This window comes from Streptomyces sp. NPDC032822 (assembly GCF_055578825.1).
On the sequence record NZ_JBVIOL010000025.1, the window covers coordinates 38,687 to 57,567 of the forward strand.

Below are 18,881 nucleotides of genomic sequence, written 5' to 3' on the forward strand. Positions count from 1 at the left end.
CCGCCCCCACGACAAGTACGGGGGTCATCGCCTGCGGCGGGCTGATGGCAGACGGGTTGGGGCGACGCCCTCGACGACGCTGTTGCTTGATGGTGCCGATGCTCTCGACCGTCATGGTGACGGTGTCGCCGGGGACGAGCGGCGGAGGTTCGGAGGTGCCGTTGCGGCCCCAGAGTTCGGCCAGGCAGCCGCCGTTGCCGCAGGTGCCGGAGCCCAGGACGTCGCCGGGGCGGATCCAGGTGCCGCGGGAGGCGTACGCCGCCATCTCCTCGAACGTCCAGGCCATGTTGGCCAGTCGGTCCTGGCCGACGGTCTCGCCGTTGACCTGGACGGTCAGGGCGAGGTCGAGGAAGCCTTCCGGGTTGCGGTGGGGTTCGAGTTCGTCGGCGGTGACGAGCCAGGGGCCGAGGGTGGTTGCCGTGTCCTTGGCCTTGGCCGGGCCGAGTTTGACCTTCATCTCGCGGCCCTGGAGGTCGCGGGCGGACCAGTCGTTGAGGATCGTGTAGCCGAGGATGTGGTCGTGTGCCTGCTCGGGGGTCAGGTCCCGGCCGGCCTTGCCGATGACGGCGGCCACTTCGAGTTCGAAGTCGAAGCGTGCGCAACCCGGCGGTACCGGCACGTCGTCGTGGGCGCCGATCACCGCGTACGGGTTGGTGAAGTAGAACGCAGGGGCTTCGTACCACTCGTCGGGGACGGTGTCGCCGTATCCCTGGGCGATGCCCGCGACATGGCTCTCGAAGGTCATGTAGTCGCGTACGGTCGGCGGTTGCAGCGGTGGCAGCAGCCGTACGTCGGTCAGGGGCAGCGGCAGGGAGCCGGTCAGGGCGCGTTCGCCCGCAGCGCGCAGGGGCTGCTCGCCCTCCATGATCAGATCCAGTAGTTCGACGGGGTGCTCGAACGGGTGGATCTGGTCGCCGGCAACGGTCCCCGGCTGCCGTTTCCCGTTGTGGAAGAAGGTCGCGAACCTCATGCCGGGATCCCCTCCGCCTCGGCCGGCCGCATGCCGCTGGGCCGGAAGCCGACGAAGACGGCGGCGATCACAGCGGCGGACAGACAGGCGACGGCGGTGAGGATCAGTGCGTTGTTGTAGCCGTGGGCAAGTGCCTCCGTGGTGTAGGGGGCGAGCTTGGCGCTGAGCGGACCGAGGTCGGCGGTGTGCAGGGCGATCGGGCCGCCCTCGTGCAGGACGGCGGAGGCGATGCCGTGTTCCTTGGGGGTCAGGCCCGCGTCGGCGAGGCTGCCGGTGAGCTGACTTGTGGCCATGCCGAGGGCGACGGCGCCGACGATGGCGGGGCCGAGGGTCTGGCCGAGGTCGCGGACCAGGCTGGTGGTGGCGCTGGCCATGCCGGTCAGGGTGGGAGGTACGACGTTGACGGCGGCGGCGGTGAGGGCGGCGACGACCAGACCGAAGCCGACACCGTTGAGCACCAGCGGCCCGAGCAGGGGCACCAGGCCGGTCTCGTCGATCGGCACCGCCCGCAGCCACAGTTGGGCCACGGCCAGTGAGACGAACCCGGTGACGAGCATGGGGCCGGGGCCCACCCGGTGCAGGAGGCGGACCAGCAGCGGCCAGATGAACGGGGTGATGCCTTGGACGATCACGAAGGGCACCGCGGCCTGGAAGGGGCTCTGGTGCTGGATGACGCCCAGGCGGATGCTCAGGTCGTACGCGCCGCCGAGGAAGCCGAACATGCCGATCACCGCCATCGCGGCCGATGCGGCGAAGGCCGGAATGCGGAACAGTTCCAGGCGCAGCATCGGGGCCGCGCTGCGGTTCTCCACCAGCACGAACGCGGCGAGGAACACGGCGAAGGCGACGAAGGACGCGACGACGGGTGCCGAGCCCCAGCCGTCGGAGGGGCCTTGGATGATGCCGTACAGCAGGGCGAGCATGGCCACGGCGATGGTGATCTGGCCCGGCCAGTCGAGCGAGCGACCTTCGGGGGCGCTGGACTCGGTGGCCAGCAGCCAGGCACCCACCGCGGTGATCACGGCGAGCACGCCGGTCACGCCGAACGCCCACTGGAAGGAGACGTGCTCGACGATTCCGCCGGACATCAGCGGGGCGATCAGGGCACCCAGCGACAGGGCCGTGGTCCAGGAGGCCAGCCCCTTGGCTCGTGCGGCCGGTGTCGGCGTGCCGGCGATGATCATCGACAGGGAGGCGGGGAAGAGCGCGGCGGCCCCGATGCCGGAGATCGCCTGACCGGTGATCAGCTGGGCTGCCGAGTCGGAGGTGGCGGACACCAGATAGCCGGCGGCGGACAGCAGCGCCGCGCCCACCACCAGTTTCTTACGGCCGTACAGGTCGCCCACGACGCCGAAGGTCAGCGCGAGGACGGCGGCGGGCACCAGGAAGGCGTCACTGATCCAGGTCAGTTCTCCGCCTGATGTCTGGAGGGTGCGCTGCATGACGCCGTTGATCGCGGCGGGCAGGACCAGGCCGATCTGGGCCAGGCAGACGGCCAGACAGGCGGCGATGATCGTGCCGGTGTGGCGTGCCGGAGCGGCCGATGCGGCATCGGACGACGGGGCGGCGGGTGGGTCGTAGGCAGGGGTGGAGACCATGTCTCCTCCTTGGAAGGGTTGGCGGGACGTACGGCCCGGGGGATGGCGGGGAGCTGGGCGCATCGGGAGGGGCGGTGCGCCGGCCGCCGAGGGAGTGGGGCATCGTCAGGCGGGCGCGGGCGGGGCGTCGTCAGACGCGGGGGCAGAGCTCGGCCATGCAGCCGAACAGCCCGGGGCCGTCGAGTGGGGGCAGGGTGGGGTCGAGCTCCCGGTAGACGGTGTGCACGTTGACGGCGAGGCGTTCGCTCTCGTGCAGGTCGGCGAAGCGGCCGAGGCGGATGTCGAGCGCCGCGTCCATGACCGGCATGCCGGCGGTGAAGCGGGCGGTGGCCTGCTCATGGACGTGTTCGAGGTAGTCGCGGATCTCACGGACCGTCTGCTTGGTGGTGACGGGGCCGTGGCCGGGCACGACGATGTCCGCGTCGAGGCCCAGCAGCAGATCGCAGGCGGCGAGCCAGCGGGCGAAGGGGCCGTGCCAGACGATCGGCGCCGCCCCGGCGAAGACGATGTCGCCGGTGTAGACCGTGCGGGCCTGCGGCACGTGCACGATCGTGTCCCCGGCGCTGTGCGCGGGGCCCACGTCGATGAGGCGGACCTCGGTCCCGCCGATGTCCAGGACTGTCTCGCCGTCGAAGATCCGGTTCGGGAAGGCGGGTTCGATGCCGGTGTAGTCGAAGCGGCCGAAGATCCGTTGCGCGAAGTGTCCGGCAGGGCTGTCCATGCCGGTCAGTGCCAGCATCTCGGCCGGACCCACCTGACGCATGTCCGCCACGGACCCGCGGGCCGCGATGATCTCGGCGTGGGCCACGAGCTGATTGCCGAACCAGTGGTCGCCGTTGCCATGGGTGTTGACCACGGTGGCGATCGGCGCGGTGGCGGTCAGTGGCGTCAGCGCGTCGAGCATGTTCTTGGTCAGCCGCAGGTCGTAGAGGGTGTCGACGAGCAGTGACTCGCCCCGGCCGGTGATCAGCCCGGCGTTGCTCATGCCCCATCCGGACTCGCCCGCGATCCAGGCGTAACAGCCGTGTCCGAGCTCGACACAGCCTGTTCGGGATGCCACGGAAGCCACGTTGCCTCCTGTTCTTGCCCCGCACCAGATGGCGAGACTTGAGTACATTGCTGGACTGGGGTCCATCAATGGCCGCTAATCTAAGAAGGTGGTGGGGTGGCGTCAATACCCCTGCGGCCATGTGCTGTACTGACGGCCATGAAGATCCCGGAGGCAGGAGGCGAATTGGTGTCCACGCCCGCAGCACCGCCCGCCGGACGTCGGGAACGCAAGCGGCAGCAGGTGCGCGACCGGCTCTACACCGCGGCGCTGCACTTGTTCGTCACCCAGGGGTACGAGGCGACGACCATGGACCAGGTCGCCGAAACCGCCGACGTCGCCCGGGCCACCGTCTTCAACCACTTCTCACAGAAGGTCGGGTTCCTCGAGGAATGGGGAGTCCGCCGCCGCGCCCGCGTCAACGAGATCCTCGGCTCCCAGCACGCCGAGGACCTGCCGGTCGGAGAGCGGCTGCGCCGTTACCTGAAGGAGATGGCCGACCTCAACGTCGCCTCCCGCGCCGAGACCACCGTCCTGATGGACGCCTCCGCGCGGTACGGCAGCCTTCTGCAGGATCGGTCTCTGGAAATCGAACTCGCCAGGATCGTCGAGCAAGGGCGGCAACCTGGGGAGATCGGGGCCGGCGTCGACTGCGATCAGGCCGGCCAACTGTTGGCTGCCTGCTACTTCTCGACGATCCTGCGCTGGATCCGCGAGGAACCGGCCCCCTTCGACCTGCACGAGCGCCTCGCCGGGGCGCTCGACATCATCTTGCTGGGCCTTCTTGCCGACGAAACACATGCCGGGGAACCCTGACGGTTCTCCTCGCCGCCGCCTTGAGGCAGAAGGCCTGTGGGCCCGTCGGTCAAGCAAGCTCATGGCTCCTGGTTGATCGTTCTGCGGAGAGAACAGAAATGATCACGCAGGACCCGGGCAGGGGGCTTTTGGGCGGTGCCTGGTGGGTCCTTGGAGCGCGAAGAGACCCACCTCGATGCTGCTCACCGGGAACTGCAGGAAGAACTCGGGGTGATCAACGTTAAGGTCGGGCCTGAGGTGGCGGTCCGGACCAAAGACCACCTTGTCGGAGGCCAGGCGGCCCGGCAGGTAGAGAAATACTTCGTGGCGGTCGTGGACGCCGTAGCGGTCGACCCGGCCCGGGCCCAGCCAGCCTGACGACATCCGCGCTTGGCAGTGGTGGGGTCTGCATGAGATGCAGGAGACTAGTCAGACGATCTATCCGCTCGGCCTTGCGAAACTCATCATCGACTACCTCCGAAGCGGTGCGCCCACCACACCGATCGAGCTGGCGGGGCAGGCGCTCTGAGTTGCCGTCGGCCTGCCCAGCAGAACGAGTAGGCATGGTGCCTGATCATGGTCACGACTCGGTCACCTGTGGCACACCCGTACGTGGGCCTGGCTATGGACGAACTGCGTACCACCGGACGCGAGGCGGACGCCGAGGTTTTGACCCATGTCGCCCCGGCCCACAGCTCCACACCGCATCGACTTCGCCTAAACGCCACGATGCACCGTCAGAGGTCACACCGCTGCATTGCGCATTACAGACTCAGAAATCGTCTTTACCTTCGCGTGGGCTCGCTGTTCGGCGATGAAGGAAAGAACTATGGCGGCGGAGCCCAGCAAGATTGATGCGGAAGTCCCTGCTATGCAAAGCATGCCATTAGTGGGGCCAAGTCGTTCACTTGACGTTGTGGCCACGGACTGGATCAGGGCAATGGTCACGCTCCCTACATAAACGACGCCTATCATAACTCGTATGCAAACATTTGCCATCGCTCCGTGGCGGTGGCGTGCTATTTCAGACTCCCAGTGCGTCACGGGGAAACCCGCCTTCCTGGCCACCTCGCGCTCCAATGCCGCCTGGTAGCCTCCCAGTGACAGTGCCTCCGTGTTCAAGAAGAGCAGGTAGACGATCAGGAAGGAAAGCGAGAAAGGTAAGCCTATAAGGAGGTACAATTTTCCTGAATTGATGGCTACCGACATGCCGATGGAGATAAGCACGACCGAACTGGCGAGTATCTTTTCGCCTAGCAGGAGATAAGCCGTGAGACGCTCGGAGGCGGCCCGGCATTCCTCTAATAGGCCCGTTATGACTTGTTCATCTTGCGTCATGGCGGCTTCCTGGAACGAGGATTGCGAAGGGATGGGGGCGCTGATATTTCGGCACTTGGTGCCTGCGACAAGGATGGACCCATCGCCTTTGATCGTCGCGAAAACAGCGGGGCGCATAGGGGCGCGAGGTAGTGAAAATCCGTAGGTGCCATGCCGCCACGCGGTGCCGATATGGCTGTCCGTGGCAATGGGTCGGATGTTCCGTCAGGGGCTCACCCGTCGCTACGGGCGCAATGAGGGTTTTCAGCGGTGCTGCTCCAGGGTGAGGACGGCCTTGGCGATTGACGTCATGCAGTTCGGGCTGCATCGGGCTCTGCGGAAGATTCGCTAGGATTTGAGGCGGGCGATTCCTCGTTCGACGGGTGCGCGAGCGGCAGATAGCGCTCGGTTGACCGTCCGCTTGGTCGTGGTGAGTTCGCCTTGGGGCGGTCGGCGTTTGGGGGTGGTGACCCACTCGCCCGCGCCGATGTAGGCCATGTGGGCGAGGACGGGGACGCCTTGGCGCTCGCAGATCCTGATGATCTTGTGGGTGCGGGCGGCGGTCAGGTCGTGTGTGCGGCCGGGCAGGGCGGGTGAGAGCCACAGCGTGCGACCGGCCGGGTCCGTGATGACCTGCACGTTCACACCGTGCCGCTTGTGCTTCGTCGAATAGTCCGCGCGCCCGTCGCCGACCCGATCGCACTCGGCGAGCGTGCCGTCCACGAGAACGTAGTCGGGGTCTGCCTCGCGCAGGACCTTCAGCAGGCCCGGCGCCATGTCGGCCAGGTGCTCGACGACGGTGGTGACGTACGCGTGGGCGGTGAGAGCTGCCCCGATGCCTGCACCGCCCACCAGCGGCCGCCTGCAATGGACCGACGTCCCCACACTCCTGCGCGCCCGCCTCGAAGACGCCCTGGGCGCGCCCGTCACCGACGCGGTCAGCCCCGCCGGTGGCTTCGCTCACTGGCCACTGGCACCGCAACGTCCGCAGTCCCGAGCCCCCTGGCGCCCCGGGACTGCACGCCTACCAGCACCGCGCAGCGGCCGCCGGTCTGGCTCTCCTTGGCCACCGTCTGAGCTGAAACAGCGGCTGTCTCACGCTCGTGTCAGTGGCTGGTCGGCTCGTGTCAGTGAGGGATTGTCATGAATTCCTGAAGACCCGCCTCAGCGGGCGGGTTGCAGGGTGGGGTTGAGGGTGAGGCGGTTGTCGGTGGGGTGGTGGCCTTCGGGGCTGAATGGCGGGACCGTTGCGGGAAGGCAGTCGGCGATGAGCAGGCAGTCGTGCTGGCGGTCTTCGGCGGTGGCCGCGACAAGCGGTTCGCCGTCGGGGGCCCAGATGCCGGAGTTGCCCTGGTACTGCCAGGCGCCGGCGGGGACCTGTTCCCAGCCGCGGCGGTTGGCGTAGGCGATGAACAGGCGCCAGATGCTGGCCATGGCGGGGATGATGTGGCGGGTGGCGTCCTGGTAGGGGACCTGGCTCATGGTGCCGTCGGCGAGGCGGAAGTGTCCGTCAGCCGCAGTAGGCCCGAGGACGACCTGCGCGCCCTGTCCGGCCAGGTACTGGTACAGCGGCGGGACCTCGCATTCATAGCAGTTGAGCACCCCTACTCCGATCCCGTTCATGGTGACCACGGGCGGCAGTTCCTGCCCGAAGGAGTAGTTGCGCCGCTCGGCGGCCCCGTACAGGTGGGTCTTGCGGTAGTTCGCCGCCACCAGCCCATCCGCAGTGATCACGCTGATCGAGTCGTAGAAGTCGGTCCCGTCGCGTTCGGGGTAGGGCAGGACCACCGCCAGGGCGTTCTCCTTGGCCGCCAGTCGGGCGCGCTCGACCGAGGGGCCCTCGCGGTGCTCGGCCAACTCGCGGCACTCCCGGGGGCCGATGGCGTAGCCGGTGGGGTATTTCTCCGGGAACACCACCACCTGGCAGCCGTAGTCCGCCGCCAGCGCGGTCACCTCGGCCAGCCGCTTGAGGTTCTGCTCCACTGCCTCGCGGCTGCCGACCGGGCCCTGGCCCTGGTACAGGGCCACCCGCAGTCCTTCGCCGACAGCGGGCGCGGTGCGCGAAGCGGAACGGAACACGACACGGACAGGCTCGGGCATCAACGGGAGGTCCCTTGGTGAAGGGCGGTCCAGATGACCGCCACCCCAGCAAGAACGATTGACCACGCCGCCAGACACCAAGATCCTCGTCCCGCTACCTCACCGGTCTCCCGGCCCGCTACGACGTACCGCGGCGCGCGACTCCGCGGACGTCCGTTCCGGCAGGGTGTAGAGCGCGCCGTGCGGCTTGACGTACGGCATGTTCGGCATCGGCCGGTTTTTTGGCGGCAGGGACATGGACGGGGTCCGCGATGCTGGGGATCGGGCGGGTACGGTGTTTCGCCGTTGTCGCCGGAAGGCTCTGTGTCGGCAGTGCTGGCAGGGGAGCGTCAGAAATACTGCTGCACATGAATGATTCCCCATCCACCGGAAAGTTCGGTCTGTCGCGACGGCTGGTTCCCATGACCGGCCGTGACCCGGAAGAGCACGGGCGGACCGCCTCGCCGCTGGAGCTGTTGTTCGACCTGACGTTCGTGGTCGCCGTCGGCACGGCGGCGTTCCAGTTCGCCGAGATGGTCGCCGAGGGGCATGCCGGCCAGGCGGGCATCGCGTTCGTACTGGCGATGTTCGCGATCAGCATCGCCTGGATCAGCTTCAGCTGGTTCTCCTCTGCCTTCGCCACCGACGACTGGCTCTACCGGGCCATGACGATGCTGCAGATGACCGGCGTCGTCGTGTTCTCGCTCGGCCTGCCCGCCATGTTCCACTCCGTCGAGGAGGGCGGCCACCTCGAACTGCGTGCCATGGTCGTCGGCTACGTCGTGATGCGGATCGCGATGGTGCTCCAGTGGTGGCGCGCCGCCCGGCAGTCCCCGTCGTTCCACGACGTCGGCATGGCCAACATCCGCTGGACGGTGATCGTCCAGGCCGGCTGGATCGTCGTGGCCTTCGTCCACGTGCCGATCGCCGTCGCCTTTGTCGCGTTCGGTGTCCTGGGCGCCCTCGAACTCGTCCTGCCGGTGCTGACACAGGGCTCCGCGGGTGGCACGCCCTGGCACCCGCACCACGTCGCCGAACGGTACGGGCTCTTCGCGATCATCGTCCTCGGTGAGGGTGTCGTCGGTACGGTCGCTTCCTCCGGCGACCTCCTGGGCGGCGGGGAGGGCACGCACTGGAGCTGGAACGCCATCGCCGTCGTCATTGCCGGTGTGGGCCTGACCTTCGGCATGTGGTGGATGTATTTCCTGACGCCGTTCGGCGACATCCTGGTGCACCGCCGCGGCCGCGGATACCTCTTCGGCTACGGCCACATCCCCCTGTTCATCGGGGTCGCCGGTGCCGGCGCCGGGCTGCACGTAGCAGGGCTGTACATGGAACATCACGCCAAAATCTCCGGCACTGCCGTAGTCCTCGCCCTCGCCGTCCCGGTCGGCCTCTACATGCTGATGATCTACCTCCTGCACACCCTGCTGCTGTCCACGGCCGACCGCTTCCACATCCTTCTGATCGCCCTCACCACCGCCGTACTGCTCACGGCAGTCCTCCTGGCCGCCGCCGGCGTGGCCATCGCGGTGTGCCTGCTCGTGGTCATGCTCGCGCCGTTTGTCACCGTGATCGGCTACGAGACGATCGGCCATCGCCACCAACAGCAGATGCTTGAAGAGCTCGGTACGCAGTAGGCATCGGCGGGCAGGCGGCGACGGTGTTGGGCCACTGCTTGCGTGCTGTCTGGCGGGTGTGCCCTGTGGTCGGGCGCGGGTCCGGGTATCGGGACGTTTCTTCGCGGGTTCTGGGTCGTTGCGGTAGGCATGGAATCGAAGAACGACGCTGGCGGGGTCGTCGTGCTCAGTGCCTGTTGGCTCATGGCCGACGCTTCGGCGGGGTGCCGGTCCGGCTGCCCGCGGTGTGGTGTCGGGACCGGGGTGTTCGGTGGGGGCGGGCAGCGGGCCGGGGTGGGATCGCCCGGAACGTGACGGTGGCGGTGGCGGCTGTGGTGGTGCTTGCGGTGCTGGCGTCCACTCTCGCGTCGGCGGGGCCGTGAACTCTGAGGTGAGTGTCCTGGACGGTCATGGCCGGCAGTGGATCCAGTGCTTCTCGCGGGCGCGGTGACGGGTGGTGTGGCCTGGGGGTGTTCACGAGTGGGGCTGGCCTGCGGCGTCCAGGCCTGGTGGAGATCGCTTCCCATCTCGAGGGTGATCGTTTCCCGCGTGTCACGCCGGTGGAGAGGTCCCTCCAGGCTTGAGTGTGCAGTCAGGCGGTTCGTCTGGTTCTACAGGTCGGCTACGAGAAGCCGGTAGCCGCCATCGAGTGCTTCGCGGTCGAGCAGGTCGGCGTGACGCTGGTGCCATCGGCCGGAGGACAGGTCGTCGGACAGCCGGGCCAAACCTGGCCGGACGACTTCGTCGTTGATCTGGGCGAACAGCGAGATACTGGCCCGCACTTGCGGATCGAGGTATGCCTCGGGCCGGCGCCAGTAGGCGGCGAGGAATCCGTCGGTGCAGTCGTGCGGGACGGGGACGGTCTCGATGCGGGCGCCTCCCAGCAGCGTTACCAGGCGGTCGACCGCGACGGCTCGTGTGTCGTCGAACGCGGCTGCTTCGGGCAGGTACTCCTCCAGCAGCCAGAACCTGCGGTTGATATCGGGGTCGAAGGTGAGGATGACGATCCGCTGCCGGGCGATGCGGAGGAGTTCGCCGATGCCGGCTTCCAGGTCGCTCCAGTGGTGCACGGTCAGGAGGGCCATCGCCGCGTCGGCCGAGTCGTCGGCGAGAGGGATCGACTCCGCAGATGCTTCCAGGGCCGGCGTGGATCCGGCCGGGCGCTGGTCGATCATCACCGAGCTGGGTTCTACGGCCAGCACCGTCTGCGGTGGTTCGTAGGAGCCGGTGCCGGCTCCTACGTTGATCACGGTGGCAGCATCGCCGAGGGCTTGATGGATCCTGGCGGCGATTCGGGGATCCGGTCGCCGGGTGGAAGCGTAGGTCGCACCGATGCTGTTGTAAGTCGCCACAGCGTGCAGTATGCGCTTCCCACCACAACCGTGGAAGGCGAAGGCTGTCTGCCGTCATGAGGCGGGAACACCTGCTTGTGCCCGTTGATCCGGTTCAGAGACCCTGAGCTCTGACAGATGTGAGCGGGCAGGACAGAGGGTGCAGGGTGGAACTGATCAGCCTTTCGGATGGCGACAACAGCTTTCGGGTGCGTGTGCTGGGGCGTAGGTCGCCGGGCGTGCTGCATCTTCACGACCAGCTCGACGCAGAGGTCATTGTGACCAGCAGCTTCGTCGGCGGTCGGCTGGCCATGTCCCTGTTCCCTTCCGACCTGGAGGAGTGGTCCCGTGCTCTGGACCTGCTTGCTGCCGGTCAGGACATCTGCTGGAGGGACGACGACCACAGCCCCGAGATCAAGATTCAGCCGTACAGCGAGGAGCATGAGACTGTCGCTGTCCGTGTAGAAGATCTGGGCAGTTCGTGCGTCTCCGTGTTCCTTCCCATGAGTCTTGAAGAGGGCTGGATCGACAAGCAGCGCAAGCTACTCGGGCAGGTGCTGCAGGAGTGGCCGAGCCAAGTGCTGGAGTCTTCACCGGGTGCCTATGAGTGGCGGCGCTGAACTGCGGCCAGGCGCCGCCAGCAAATGAGTGCGCATCCGAGGGTGAGGAAGGCTTCGTGGATGTCGTCGCGTATCTTCCATCGGATCCGCAGTCGGCGGAATCAGTGCAGGTGGGCGAACGCGCGCTCCACGACCCAGCGTTGGGTGCCCAGGCCGGAGCCGTGATCGGTGCCGCGTCGTGCGATCAACGGCTTCACGCCGAGGTCCCAGACGAGACGGCGGTACTTGTCGTGGTCGTAGCCGCGGTCGGCCAGTAGTACGTCCGGGCGGCGCCGGGGCCGGCCACGCTTGCTCCGCACGGACGGCACGGCCTGGAGGAGTGGGATCAGCTGAGTGACGTCGTTGCGGTTGCCGCCAGTCAGGGTGGCGGCGAGCGGAAGGCCGGTGGCGTCGGTGATCAGGTGATGCTTACTGCCCGTCCTGCCCCGGTCGACGGGGCTTCGCCCGGTCTTGGAGCCTCCTTTGCTGACCTTTTCGGCGTGATGTCGTTGAGGGCTGACGATGCGTCATCGTCGCGGTATGCCGGTTGTGTGAGATATTCGCAGGGTGGTGGGCTGACGCCTGAACGGCAGGCGTTTCGCGAGCGGATCCGGATGGAGGCCGCGGAGCGATTCGCTGCTGGTGCCTCCAACGCCGAGGTCGCCAAGGACTTACGGGTGAGTGTGCGCTCGGTGCAGCGCTGGCGCCGGGCCTGGCACGACGTCGGCACCGAGGGACTGCGGTCTGCCGGGCCGGTGTCACGGCCCAAGCTGAGTGAGGCCCTGTTCACCGTGCTCGAGCAGGAGCTCGCCAAGGGTCCCGTCGCGCACGGATGGCCGGACCAGACATGGACGCTGGTGCGCATAAAGACGTTGATCGGGCGCAGGTTCCACAAGAGCATGACGCTGTCGGCGATCGCGTAGATGCTGCACCGGCATGGTTTCAGCCACCAGGTCCCGGCCCGCCGAGCGGTCGAGTGCGACGAGGAGGCCGTGGCGGGCTGGGTGAAGGGGACCTGGCCGCAGGTGGATGGTCCGTGGCGGCGCTCGACACCTGGCTGTGCTTCGAAGACGAAGCCGGCTTCTCGATGGCGCCGCCCACCAGCCGCACCTGGGCCAGGCGCGGACACACACCCCTCATCCGGGTCCGGGGACGATCCCAGCGCCGCTTCTCCATCGCTGCTCTGGCCTGCTACAAGCGAGGCGAACGCTCACGGCTGATCTACCGGCCCAGGCGGCACGTCGTTCACAAGCGGGGCGGCAGACGCAGCTTCACCTGGACCGACTACCGCGACCTGCTTATCGCCGCCCACCAGCAACTCGACGCACCCATTGTGCTCGTGTGGGACAACCTCAACGTTCACAAGGACCGCCGGTTGCGGGAGTTCGTTGACACCCACGACTGGATCACCTGCTACTTCCTGTCGGCCTACGCACCCGACCTCAACCCCGTCGAAGGCATCTGGTCACTACTGCGGCGCAGCAGCCAGGCCAACACCGCCTTCACCGACCCCGACCACCTTTACAAGGCCCGCAACGTCGTCGAACGCTGCTTCAACCGCCTCAAGCAGTTCCGCGCGATCGCCACCCGCTTCGACAAACTCGCTGACCGCTACAAGGCTGGCATCCACCTCGCGGCACTCATCCTCTGGCTCCGCGAACCCACCCAAGATCATTTGTCAGACAGAACCTAGCAGGCGCATGGGGCGGCGTCAGTGCCCCGTCAGTAGTCAGTGAGTTCCACGATCACATCGCAGTGCGGATCGTCGGAGGGCTGATGCAGATGCTCGTTCGCCAGGAATGCCGGGGAGACCAGAGCGCCGAGCAGGCCGGGCCCGGCATGGCTGGTCAGTACATCTACCCCGTACGTGCGGTCCCGCTCAGGCGAACGGAAATAGAGGCGCATCCGATCGTCACCCGTGATGACCGCTCCGATGAACAGCGGCTTCCACGACACATGCGTGGTGACGAAGGAGCGGACGAGATCGAGCAGACGGCCGGTGGCCGCCTCCTCGATGCCTGGTTCAGCGGAGTTCACATCTTGGCCCATGTCGGACACTTGTTTCCCTGCTGGTTGTGGCAGTACGCCGTGATGACACCGATCTTCTGACCGCGACCGGCATCGTAGCGACCGTCCGTGGTCTTGCGCGTGTACTGCACGACCACGGTGAACCTCACTTGCCGCGGCCTCGGCACACCCGTCTCGAACGCGACGCCGTCGTACTCCAGGTGGCCGTGGTGGTCGTCCCTGTCCACACGGCCGTTCAGGGCCGCGTACAGGGTGGAGCACTTCTTGATGTTGTGGCGGCCGGTGAAGTGGTGCCAGCCCAGCTCCGAGTTTGGATAGGGCGGCGTTCAGCGGCCCTATCAGGGCGACTCCAACTGGCCCCAGTTCACGGATAGTTCGTGAAGATCCGGCGTCGTGAGGTGGCCCCGGAGGGCGGTTTGATCTGGACCCACTGGGGTGGCAGCGGGTAGCGATGCTGGACCGTTCCTTCGGACTGGTCAGGCTGCTGGCGCCATTCCCGTGGATTGAAGCTGTGTCTGATCGTGTTGGTGGCGTTGTGCCCAGCGGACAGCGAATGGTGCTGTCAGGCCCGTCAGCGCGAACATGGTTCCCACGACATACCATCCGGGGCGGCCCCAGGTGATGCAGAGCGCGATGAGCAGACCGGGCCCGAGGGCCTCGGCCAGTCCGGCGCCCAGACCGAACACGCCCAGGTATTGGCCGGTGGCGTGCTGTGGGGCGAGGGCGAAGGACACTTCGAAACCAGCTGCCGAGTGCCACAGCTCGCCGACGGTGTGGATCACCACCGCGATGATGAGCAGAGTTGCTGCAGCCCACGCCGTTATCCCTGCGGACAGCGAGATCATCGAGCACGAGACCAGAAAGGCTGCGCCTGCCCGACGGTAGGCATGTCCGCCGGCCGTGGGGGAATCGACGCTGCGGCTGGCCCGCACCTGGAATGCGATGACGATGACGGTGCAAGTGAGCATGGTGCCCGAGATGAGCCAGTGCGGGGCGCTCGTAGCACCGACCAGCCAGAGCGGGATCGCCACGGTGAGTACCTTGAACTGGATGGCCATGATGCCGTCGAGGATGGTGAGTAGCAGGTAAGGGCGGTCACGGAGGGCGATCCAGCGTGGTCCGCCGGCGGCAGGGACGGGTGCGACCGGTGGAAGGAAGGCCAGGAGCACCGCGGAGACCACGAAGGCGATCGCGTTGCCGATGGCCATGAGCTGGTAGGCGGTGAGGGTGCCTACTTGAACAACCCATCCCGCTCCCAGGGCGCCGAGAGAGATGCCGACGTTGGTTACCGCGCGGAGGTAGGCACGGAACTCCTGTGGGCGGTCCCCTCCGTAGTGCCTGATGAGCGGGGACCGGGCGGCCACCCCGGCTGCCTTCGCCCCGGCGGCCGAGCCGACCGCGAGCACGAACGGCCAGAAGCTGTCCACGAACACGAAGCCGGCTGTGGCCAGCGCCTGGACCACAAGGGTGGCCGCGTAGATACCACGTGCTCCGTATCTGTCCGCAAGATGACCGACCGCGACGCCCAGGGCCAGGGCGGCAAGACCGGCGATGCCGAGCCCGAGCCCCACCTGGTCTGCCGGAAGGTGAACCGCCTCGGTGAAATACAGCACCCCGGCGGTCAGATAGAGGCCGCTGCCCACGGTGTAGACGAAGTTCGAGGCCGCAAGGACGCGCTGCGGTCCGGGATCCGGTATTAGGCGGGGCATGGCAAGGCTCCACGTCACAGGCAGGCAGTAAGGACCCGTCAAGCTTGTTGCATATTACTTGCAATAGCAAGAAGGTCGCGCTGGCTGGCCGCGCTGGGCGGGAGAGTCATTTCGTCCCGTAGGCCCTGTTCCCTTTGGTGCGGGCCAGGCGGTCCGGCAGCCGGCCGTGGTGGAACGGGCCCGTCGAAGCGCTGTACAGGCTCAGGCGGGCATCGGTGCCGGACGCAGCGACGCGAGCGGAGAACGCCGGAGTCACCTCACGCTGACCGGTTCGGCCTCGTCGGCCAGGTCGGTCAGGATGTCGCTGATGCCCTCGATCAGCAGTGAGAAATCCTTATCGCCCAGTCCTGCCCGCACGCACTCCACGACACGGCCGGCCCATTCCACCTGCGGGGCAAGGTGCAGGGCAGCGTCCAACCGCTTGTGGGGATCGAGCTCCTGGAAGATGAAGTGCAGGAAGCCAGCGGTCATCAGGGCGACTGGTGCGGTGTACCGCCGGTGAGCCTCCGCCGCCGCCCGGACCAGGCCTTGGGCGTTGGCCGGGTCATACGTCTTCATCGCGGTCTCGAGCAGAGCCCACGCGCCTGCCAGGCGGGCATCCATGTGCCGACGCCGCCCCGGGACGGGCGGATTGCCGAACCGGCGCGCTACTTCCCCATGCAACTCTGCGCGATCGATGACGTCATTGAGGTCCATGCCCGTATCGCTATCCCGGCGGACAGCCGAGCGCATGAGACATAGCCGCAGGGCACGCCCCGTTCACCTCGATGGCGCAGTGCCGCGAGCGGAGAGCGCCCGGCCTCAGCGCTCGGCCTGCTCACGCAGGAAGCGGCGCTCCTTAATCCGCCGACGCACCTGCCACCAGCGGGCGGTGTAGGCGAGGTCTTCCCGGCAGACGTCCAGGAACGCATCCCTGGCGGCCACCACAGCATCGGCCTGCTGTTGAAAACGGTCGGCGCTCTTCTCGTTCAAGTCCAGGTCGCCGGTCGCGGCAACAAGGGTCTCCGCGGCGGCGATGACGTGCACGCTGCCGCACAGCCGCACGCCCTGCAACGCGCCGATGAGCTCGCTGCTGAGTTCCCACGCCTGGGGCAACTGGCCCAGCAACACCTTGTTCGCCGCCCGCCCGGCCTCACGCCGGAGGTGGGCGAACTGGTAGGCGTAGCCGAACGAGCGGGCGGAGGCGTCCAGCAGCCGCCGATACGCCTCCGCGCGGTCCTCGTTGCTGCCCAGCCGGGGCACGCCTGTGGGCCGGTACCGTCCGATCAGAGCGCTGGCCACGCTGCCCGTGGCCTTGATGCCGGCAGCGGCCATGCCCGGCGTTATGAAGGTCATGCCCGGTTCTACCACCCGTCGGTTCCGGCGCCGGCCGGAACACCGCAGCAGCCGGACCAGGCGAGCCGTCCCATATGACAAATCTGCTAACGATCACTAGGTGAATGGATGCGCTGACGTGTGTATCTAGTGATCATTTCGGGATCTCTTGCCGTGGTACGGCATGGTTCTGACCTGGGTTTTCCTGGGGCAGTTGGGATGCGGGCAGGCTCTGAGGTGCAGGTTTAGTGATCACTTCGGAATGTAGTGATCGGCTCAGGATTTCCTTATGGCTGCGTGGCCTGGGTGGGTAGGTATGCGCTGGTCAGGGTTGGTCTGGCGGATCGTGGTGGTTACGAGCTTGGCTGCGGGAGCGTATCGGTGCCGGACCGAAAATCCTGCCCGCTTGTCAGTGGTGGTGACGACACTTGGTTCATGACGCTTGAGCGTGACAGCGGCGTCGGTGGGCAGCGGGGTGCTGGCTGGCTCCGGCACTACCAGCGCCCGCTGCTGGCTCGTGGGCGCGGACCGTGTCTGCGAGGCGTGGTGTGACTGAGGTGGATGTGCTGCTTCTGCTCGCCGTACACCAGCCAGGTGTCTGCCCCTTCGCTCTCGGGGAGCTGGTCCATGAGAACGTCCGCAGCCGTGAGCGTGGCACGGGTCTACTCTCCCACGACCCGGCCCAGCAGTACGCTCTGCCAGCGGCCGTGGCCAAGCGCGACACCCCGTGATGGCCGGCCGCCGCCCGTCGTACGGCTCCGAGATCGGCCACCCTGCGCAATGGGGCATCGAAGCCCGCGAACAGTTGCAGCTCAACCCCGAGACCACGGAGCGGACCTCATGCCTGACCTTCCGGCCCCTGGCCCCACCGGTGTGCGGATCGCCGGCGATAGATACCAGTGGCTGTGGGCCTGGCAGGGTTGCGTCACAGCACTACGGGACGCTGCCCTCCGCACACCCAACCCGGTCGTCGGCGTCGGTGTCGAAGCCGACCAGGCGGGCAACCTGGACGATGTTGTCCTCTACCGGGCCAGCCCTCCGCACACCTACGCCCAGGTGAAGTACACCGCCGACGCCGCCACCCCCGTCAATGAGACGTACCTGTTCACTCCCAGCACCTCCGGCGGCACCTCGCTCCTGAAGAAGATCACCCAGAGCTGGCAGCGTCTGACCGCCGACGGGGCGCCCGTCGACCTGGCACTGATCAGCAACCGGGCGCCCGACCCCGCCGACCCGCTCGTCTCGCTGCGCGATCCACGCACCCAGACCCTCATGCCCAAAGCCGGCCAGCAAGGACCCCGGTCCGCGAAAGGCCGGGCCCGCAGCCGCTGGGCGGCGAACGCCGGGACGGACGAAGAACAACTTCTCGACCTGCTGCGCGTACTGCGCTTCGACATCGCCCGCGACGTCTCCCACCTCCACGAACACCTGCAACTGTTGATGTTCGCTGCGGGCCTTCGCCCCGACGCGGCTGCCGTACAAGCAGGCGCGGACTGGGTGGCCCGCCAGGTGATCAACGGTCAGCGCACGCTGTCACTGGCCCAGATCACCGATGCCGTCCAGACGCTCGCGCTCACGGCCGGTCCCAACCGCGCCGTCGTGTCGATCGCCACCCTCAAGCCCGACCCGATGGCCGACGACGCCGACTACGCCATCGACTGGGCCGACCGCTTCGAGGGAGACACCGCTTACTCCAAGTGCCGGCCCAAGGCCCCCGCCACCTGGGCACAGCTTCAGGAGGAGATCGAGGCGGCGCCTCACCGGCTTCCCCCGGGGACAGCCGCTGTGGCGGTAACCGGCAGCCTGCGTCTTGCGCCCGCCTTCCTGACCGGTACCGCCTTCCGCATGGTCACCGGAGCCGACTTGGCCGTACTGCAGCGCGGCCAACTCTGGTCCTCCACCGAGCCCTACGACACTGTGCTCGCTCCCGCCCGGGAGACGCACGCGATCGACGCAGGCCAGGATCTGGCCGTTGCTATCGCGGTGGCCACCGACCCCACCGCCGATGTCCTAAAGTTCCTGCAGGACAGGCAGCTGCCGGTATCGCGGCTCCTGGTCCTGCGCCCGCCCGCGGGGGCGAAGGACAACTCGATCCCGGACGCCGCCACTGCCAACGCCCTGGCCATCGGAATCCGTGACGCTCTCCGTACGGCCAGCCACGGTGCATCCCGGATCCACCTTTTCCAGGCCTGCCCCATGGGTCTCGCCCTCCTCCTCGGACACCGCTGGAACCGGCTGCGCCCCACTGTGGTGTACGAGCACGTGGCAACGGAGGACGTCTACGAGGCGGCCTTCACCGTGGACGCCTGAACCACACCCGCCTCACCCTCAGGAAGCAGACGTCACGGCACCCACCACACATCTGACCGCTCCGGCACCACCCCGCCCCGCAGGCGGCGGCGGATGACGCCGGGGCGTTGTCAGTGGCGGGTCCTAGGCTTGTCGGAAGGAACAGCTGTCGGTGCCTCCAACTC

17 protein-coding genes and 6 pseudogenes are annotated in these 18,881 nt (G+C 67.4%); 10 read left to right on the forward strand and 13 right to left on the reverse strand.

Going from position 1 to position 18,881, the window contains the following annotated elements:
- Nucleotides 1-24: 24 nt before the first annotated feature.
- From ACZ5VD_RS39315 to ACZ5VD_RS39325, 3 genes and pseudogenes are all read right to left on the reverse strand, one after another.
- Nucleotides 25-970: pseudogene (locus ACZ5VD_RS39315) on the reverse strand (fumarylacetoacetate hydrolase family protein).
- Nucleotides 967-2,568, reverse strand: coding sequence for an MFS transporter (locus tag ACZ5VD_RS39320; RefSeq protein ID WP_468685241.1), 1,602 nt, complete (start codon nucleotides 2,566-2,568; stop codon nucleotides 967-969). The pseudogene ACZ5VD_RS39315 and the gene ACZ5VD_RS39320 overlap by 4 nt, the downstream one beginning before the upstream one ends.
- A gap of 130 nt (nucleotides 2,569-2,698) precedes the next feature.
- Nucleotides 2,699-3,628, reverse strand: coding sequence for an MBL fold metallo-hydrolase (locus ACZ5VD_RS39325; RefSeq protein ID WP_468685243.1), 930 nt, complete (start codon nucleotides 3,626-3,628; stop codon nucleotides 2,699-2,701).
- A 177-nt stretch (nucleotides 3,629-3,805) separates the two neighbouring features.
- Between ACZ5VD_RS39325 and ACZ5VD_RS39330 the strand changes: the two genes are divergently transcribed.
- Together ACZ5VD_RS39330 and ACZ5VD_RS39335 are read left to right on the forward strand one after the other, a co-directional pair.
- Complete coding sequence (locus ACZ5VD_RS39330; RefSeq protein WP_468685245.1) at nucleotides 3,806-4,432, forward strand: TetR/AcrR family transcriptional regulator; 627 nt, start codon at nucleotides 3,806-3,808, stop codon at nucleotides 4,430-4,432.
- Between the two features lie 126 nt (nucleotides 4,433-4,558).
- Nucleotides 4,559-4,789 (forward strand): annotated as a pseudogene (locus ACZ5VD_RS39335) (NUDIX domain-containing protein); the annotation flags it as partial.
- Between the two features lie 366 nt (nucleotides 4,790-5,155).
- Here the strand turns inward: ACZ5VD_RS39335 and ACZ5VD_RS39340 are convergent.
- The 3 genes and pseudogenes from ACZ5VD_RS39340 to ACZ5VD_RS39350 all read right to left on the reverse strand — a co-directional run bounded on the left by ACZ5VD_RS39340 (nucleotide 5,156) and on the right by ACZ5VD_RS39350 (nucleotide 7,828).
- Nucleotides 5,156-5,749 carry a hypothetical protein gene (locus ACZ5VD_RS39340; RefSeq protein WP_468685247.1) on the reverse strand — a complete coding sequence of 198 codons (594 nt, stop codon included), beginning with the start codon at nucleotides 5,747-5,749 and terminating at the stop codon, nucleotides 5,156-5,158.
- A 243-nt stretch (nucleotides 5,750-5,992) separates the two neighbouring features.
- Nucleotides 5,993-6,550, reverse strand: a pseudogene (locus tag ACZ5VD_RS39345) (transposase family protein); the annotation flags it as partial.
- Nucleotides 6,551-6,892: 342 nt separating this feature from the next.
- The gene (locus tag ACZ5VD_RS39350) at nucleotides 6,893-7,828 is read right to left on the reverse strand and encodes a nitrilase-related carbon-nitrogen hydrolase (protein ID WP_468685250.1); all 936 of its coding nucleotides are present in this window, start codon (nucleotides 7,826-7,828) and stop codon (nucleotides 6,893-6,895) included.
- Between the two features lie 95 nt (nucleotides 7,829-7,923).
- On the opposite strand from ACZ5VD_RS39350, the pseudogene ACZ5VD_RS39355 reads away from it, so the two are divergent.
- Nucleotides 7,924-7,995: pseudogene (locus ACZ5VD_RS39355) on the forward strand (carboxyltransferase domain-containing protein); the annotation flags it as partial.
- A 180-nt stretch (nucleotides 7,996-8,175) separates the two neighbouring features.
- Entirely contained in the window at nucleotides 8,176-9,447 is a 1,272-nt protein-coding gene (locus tag ACZ5VD_RS39360) for a low temperature requirement protein A (RefSeq protein WP_468685251.1), read from the forward strand.
- Between the two features lie 590 nt (nucleotides 9,448-10,037).
- Here ACZ5VD_RS39360 and ACZ5VD_RS39365 read toward each other — a convergent pair.
- A complete protein-coding gene (locus ACZ5VD_RS39365; RefSeq protein ID WP_468685253.1) occupies nucleotides 10,038-10,778 on the reverse strand; it encodes a methyltransferase domain-containing protein in 741 nt (246 codons plus the stop codon).
- 146 nt (nucleotides 10,779-10,924) lie between these two features.
- Between ACZ5VD_RS39365 and ACZ5VD_RS39370 the strand changes: the two genes are divergently transcribed.
- Nucleotides 10,925-11,377, forward strand: coding sequence for a DUF5959 family protein (locus ACZ5VD_RS39370; protein ID WP_468554930.1), 453 nt, complete (start codon nucleotides 10,925-10,927; stop codon nucleotides 11,375-11,377).
- On the opposite strand, the pseudogene ACZ5VD_RS39375 reads toward ACZ5VD_RS39370, so the two are convergent.
- Nucleotides 11,359-11,835, reverse strand: a pseudogene (locus ACZ5VD_RS39375) (IS5 family transposase); the annotation flags it as partial. The gene ACZ5VD_RS39370 and the pseudogene ACZ5VD_RS39375 sit on opposite strands and share 19 nt — an antisense overlap.
- A gap of 72 nt (nucleotides 11,836-11,907) precedes the next feature.
- On the opposite strand from ACZ5VD_RS39375, the gene ACZ5VD_RS39380 reads away from it, so the two are divergent.
- The 3 genes and pseudogenes from ACZ5VD_RS39380 (at nucleotide 11,908) to ACZ5VD_RS39390 (ending at nucleotide 13,049) form a co-directional block, all read left to right on the forward strand.
- A complete protein-coding gene (locus tag ACZ5VD_RS39380) occupies nucleotides 11,908-12,279 on the forward strand; it encodes a helix-turn-helix domain-containing protein (protein ID WP_468685254.1) in 372 nt (123 codons plus the stop codon).
- A pseudogene (locus ACZ5VD_RS39385) lies at nucleotides 12,280-12,327 on the forward strand (hypothetical protein); the annotation flags it as partial.
- Nucleotides 12,328-12,443: 116 nt separating this feature from the next.
- The gene (locus ACZ5VD_RS39390) at nucleotides 12,444-13,049 is read left to right on the forward strand and encodes a transposase (protein WP_468685256.1); all 606 of its coding nucleotides are present in this window, start codon (nucleotides 12,444-12,446) and stop codon (nucleotides 13,047-13,049) included.
- Between the two features lie 29 nt (nucleotides 13,050-13,078).
- Here ACZ5VD_RS39390 and ACZ5VD_RS39395 read toward each other — a convergent pair whose 3' ends face one another.
- The 5 genes from ACZ5VD_RS39395 to ACZ5VD_RS39415 form a co-directional block, all read right to left on the reverse strand.
- Nucleotides 13,079-13,414, reverse strand: a complete 336-nt coding sequence (locus ACZ5VD_RS39395) for a hypothetical protein (protein ID WP_468554931.1) — start codon at nucleotides 13,412-13,414, stop codon at nucleotides 13,079-13,081.
- Entirely contained in the window at nucleotides 13,390-13,611 is a 222-nt protein-coding gene (locus ACZ5VD_RS39400; protein ID WP_468685258.1) for a hypothetical protein, read from the reverse strand. The genes ACZ5VD_RS39395 and ACZ5VD_RS39400 overlap by 25 nt, the downstream gene beginning before the upstream one ends.
- Nucleotides 13,612-13,860: 249 nt before the next feature.
- On the reverse strand, nucleotides 13,861-15,093 hold the full coding sequence (locus ACZ5VD_RS39405) for an MFS transporter (RefSeq protein ID WP_468685260.1): 1,233 nt from the start codon (nucleotides 15,091-15,093) through the stop codon (nucleotides 13,861-13,863).
- A gap of 252 nt (nucleotides 15,094-15,345) precedes the next feature.
- Nucleotides 15,346-15,789: a hypothetical protein gene (locus ACZ5VD_RS39410; RefSeq protein ID WP_468554934.1), complete on the reverse strand. Its 444-nt coding sequence runs from the start codon at nucleotides 15,787-15,789 to the stop codon at nucleotides 15,346-15,348.
- A gap of 105 nt (nucleotides 15,790-15,894) precedes the next feature.
- Nucleotides 15,895-16,428: a hypothetical protein gene (locus tag ACZ5VD_RS39415; RefSeq protein WP_468685261.1), complete on the reverse strand. Its 534-nt coding sequence runs from the start codon at nucleotides 16,426-16,428 to the stop codon at nucleotides 15,895-15,897.
- Between the two features lie 527 nt (nucleotides 16,429-16,955).
- Between ACZ5VD_RS39415 and ACZ5VD_RS39420 the strand changes: the two genes are divergently transcribed.
- Together ACZ5VD_RS39420 and ACZ5VD_RS39425 are read left to right on the forward strand one after the other, a co-directional pair.
- Nucleotides 16,956-17,138 carry a hypothetical protein gene (locus tag ACZ5VD_RS39420; protein WP_158711611.1) on the forward strand — a complete coding sequence of 61 codons (183 nt, stop codon included), beginning with the start codon at nucleotides 16,956-16,958 and terminating at the stop codon, nucleotides 17,136-17,138.
- Nucleotides 17,139-17,247: 109 nt separating this feature from the next.
- Nucleotides 17,248-18,717, forward strand: coding sequence for an SAVED domain-containing protein (locus ACZ5VD_RS39425; protein ID WP_468685263.1), 1,470 nt, complete (start codon nucleotides 17,248-17,250; stop codon nucleotides 18,715-18,717).
- Nucleotides 18,718-18,881 lie beyond the last annotated feature (164 nt).

Bases quoted from the DNA above. Each gene is read 5' to 3' on its own strand.
- ACZ5VD_RS39320 (WP_468685241.1), bottom strand. From the start codon at position 2,568: ATGGTCTCCACCCCTGCCTACGACCCACCCGCCGCCCCGTCGTCCGAT.
- ACZ5VD_RS39340 (WP_468685247.1), bottom strand. From the start codon at position 5,749: ATGACGCAAGATGAACAAGTCATAACGGGCCTATTAGAGGAATGCCGG.
- ACZ5VD_RS39350 (WP_468685250.1), bottom strand. From the start codon at position 7,828: ATGCCCGAGCCTGTCCGTGTCGTGTTCCGTTCCGCTTCGCGCACCGCG.
- ACZ5VD_RS39360 (WP_468685251.1), top strand. From the start codon at position 8,176: ATGAATGATTCCCCATCCACCGGAAAGTTCGGTCTGTCGCGACGGCTG.
- ACZ5VD_RS39390 (WP_468685256.1), top strand. From the start codon at position 12,444: ATGGCGCCGCCCACCAGCCGCACCTGGGCCAGGCGCGGACACACACCC.
- ACZ5VD_RS39405 (WP_468685260.1), bottom strand. From the start codon at position 15,093: ATGCCCCGCCTAATACCGGATCCCGGACCGCAGCGCGTCCTTGCGGCC.
- ACZ5VD_RS39410 (WP_468554934.1), bottom strand. From the start codon at position 15,789: ATGGACCTCAATGACGTCATCGATCGCGCAGAGTTGCATGGGGAAGTA.
- ACZ5VD_RS39415 (WP_468685261.1), bottom strand. From the start codon at position 16,428: ATGACCTTCATAACGCCGGGCATGGCCGCTGCCGGCATCAAGGCCACG.
- ACZ5VD_RS39425 (WP_468685263.1), top strand. From the start codon at position 17,248: ATGCCTGACCTTCCGGCCCCTGGCCCCACCGGTGTGCGGATCGCCGGC.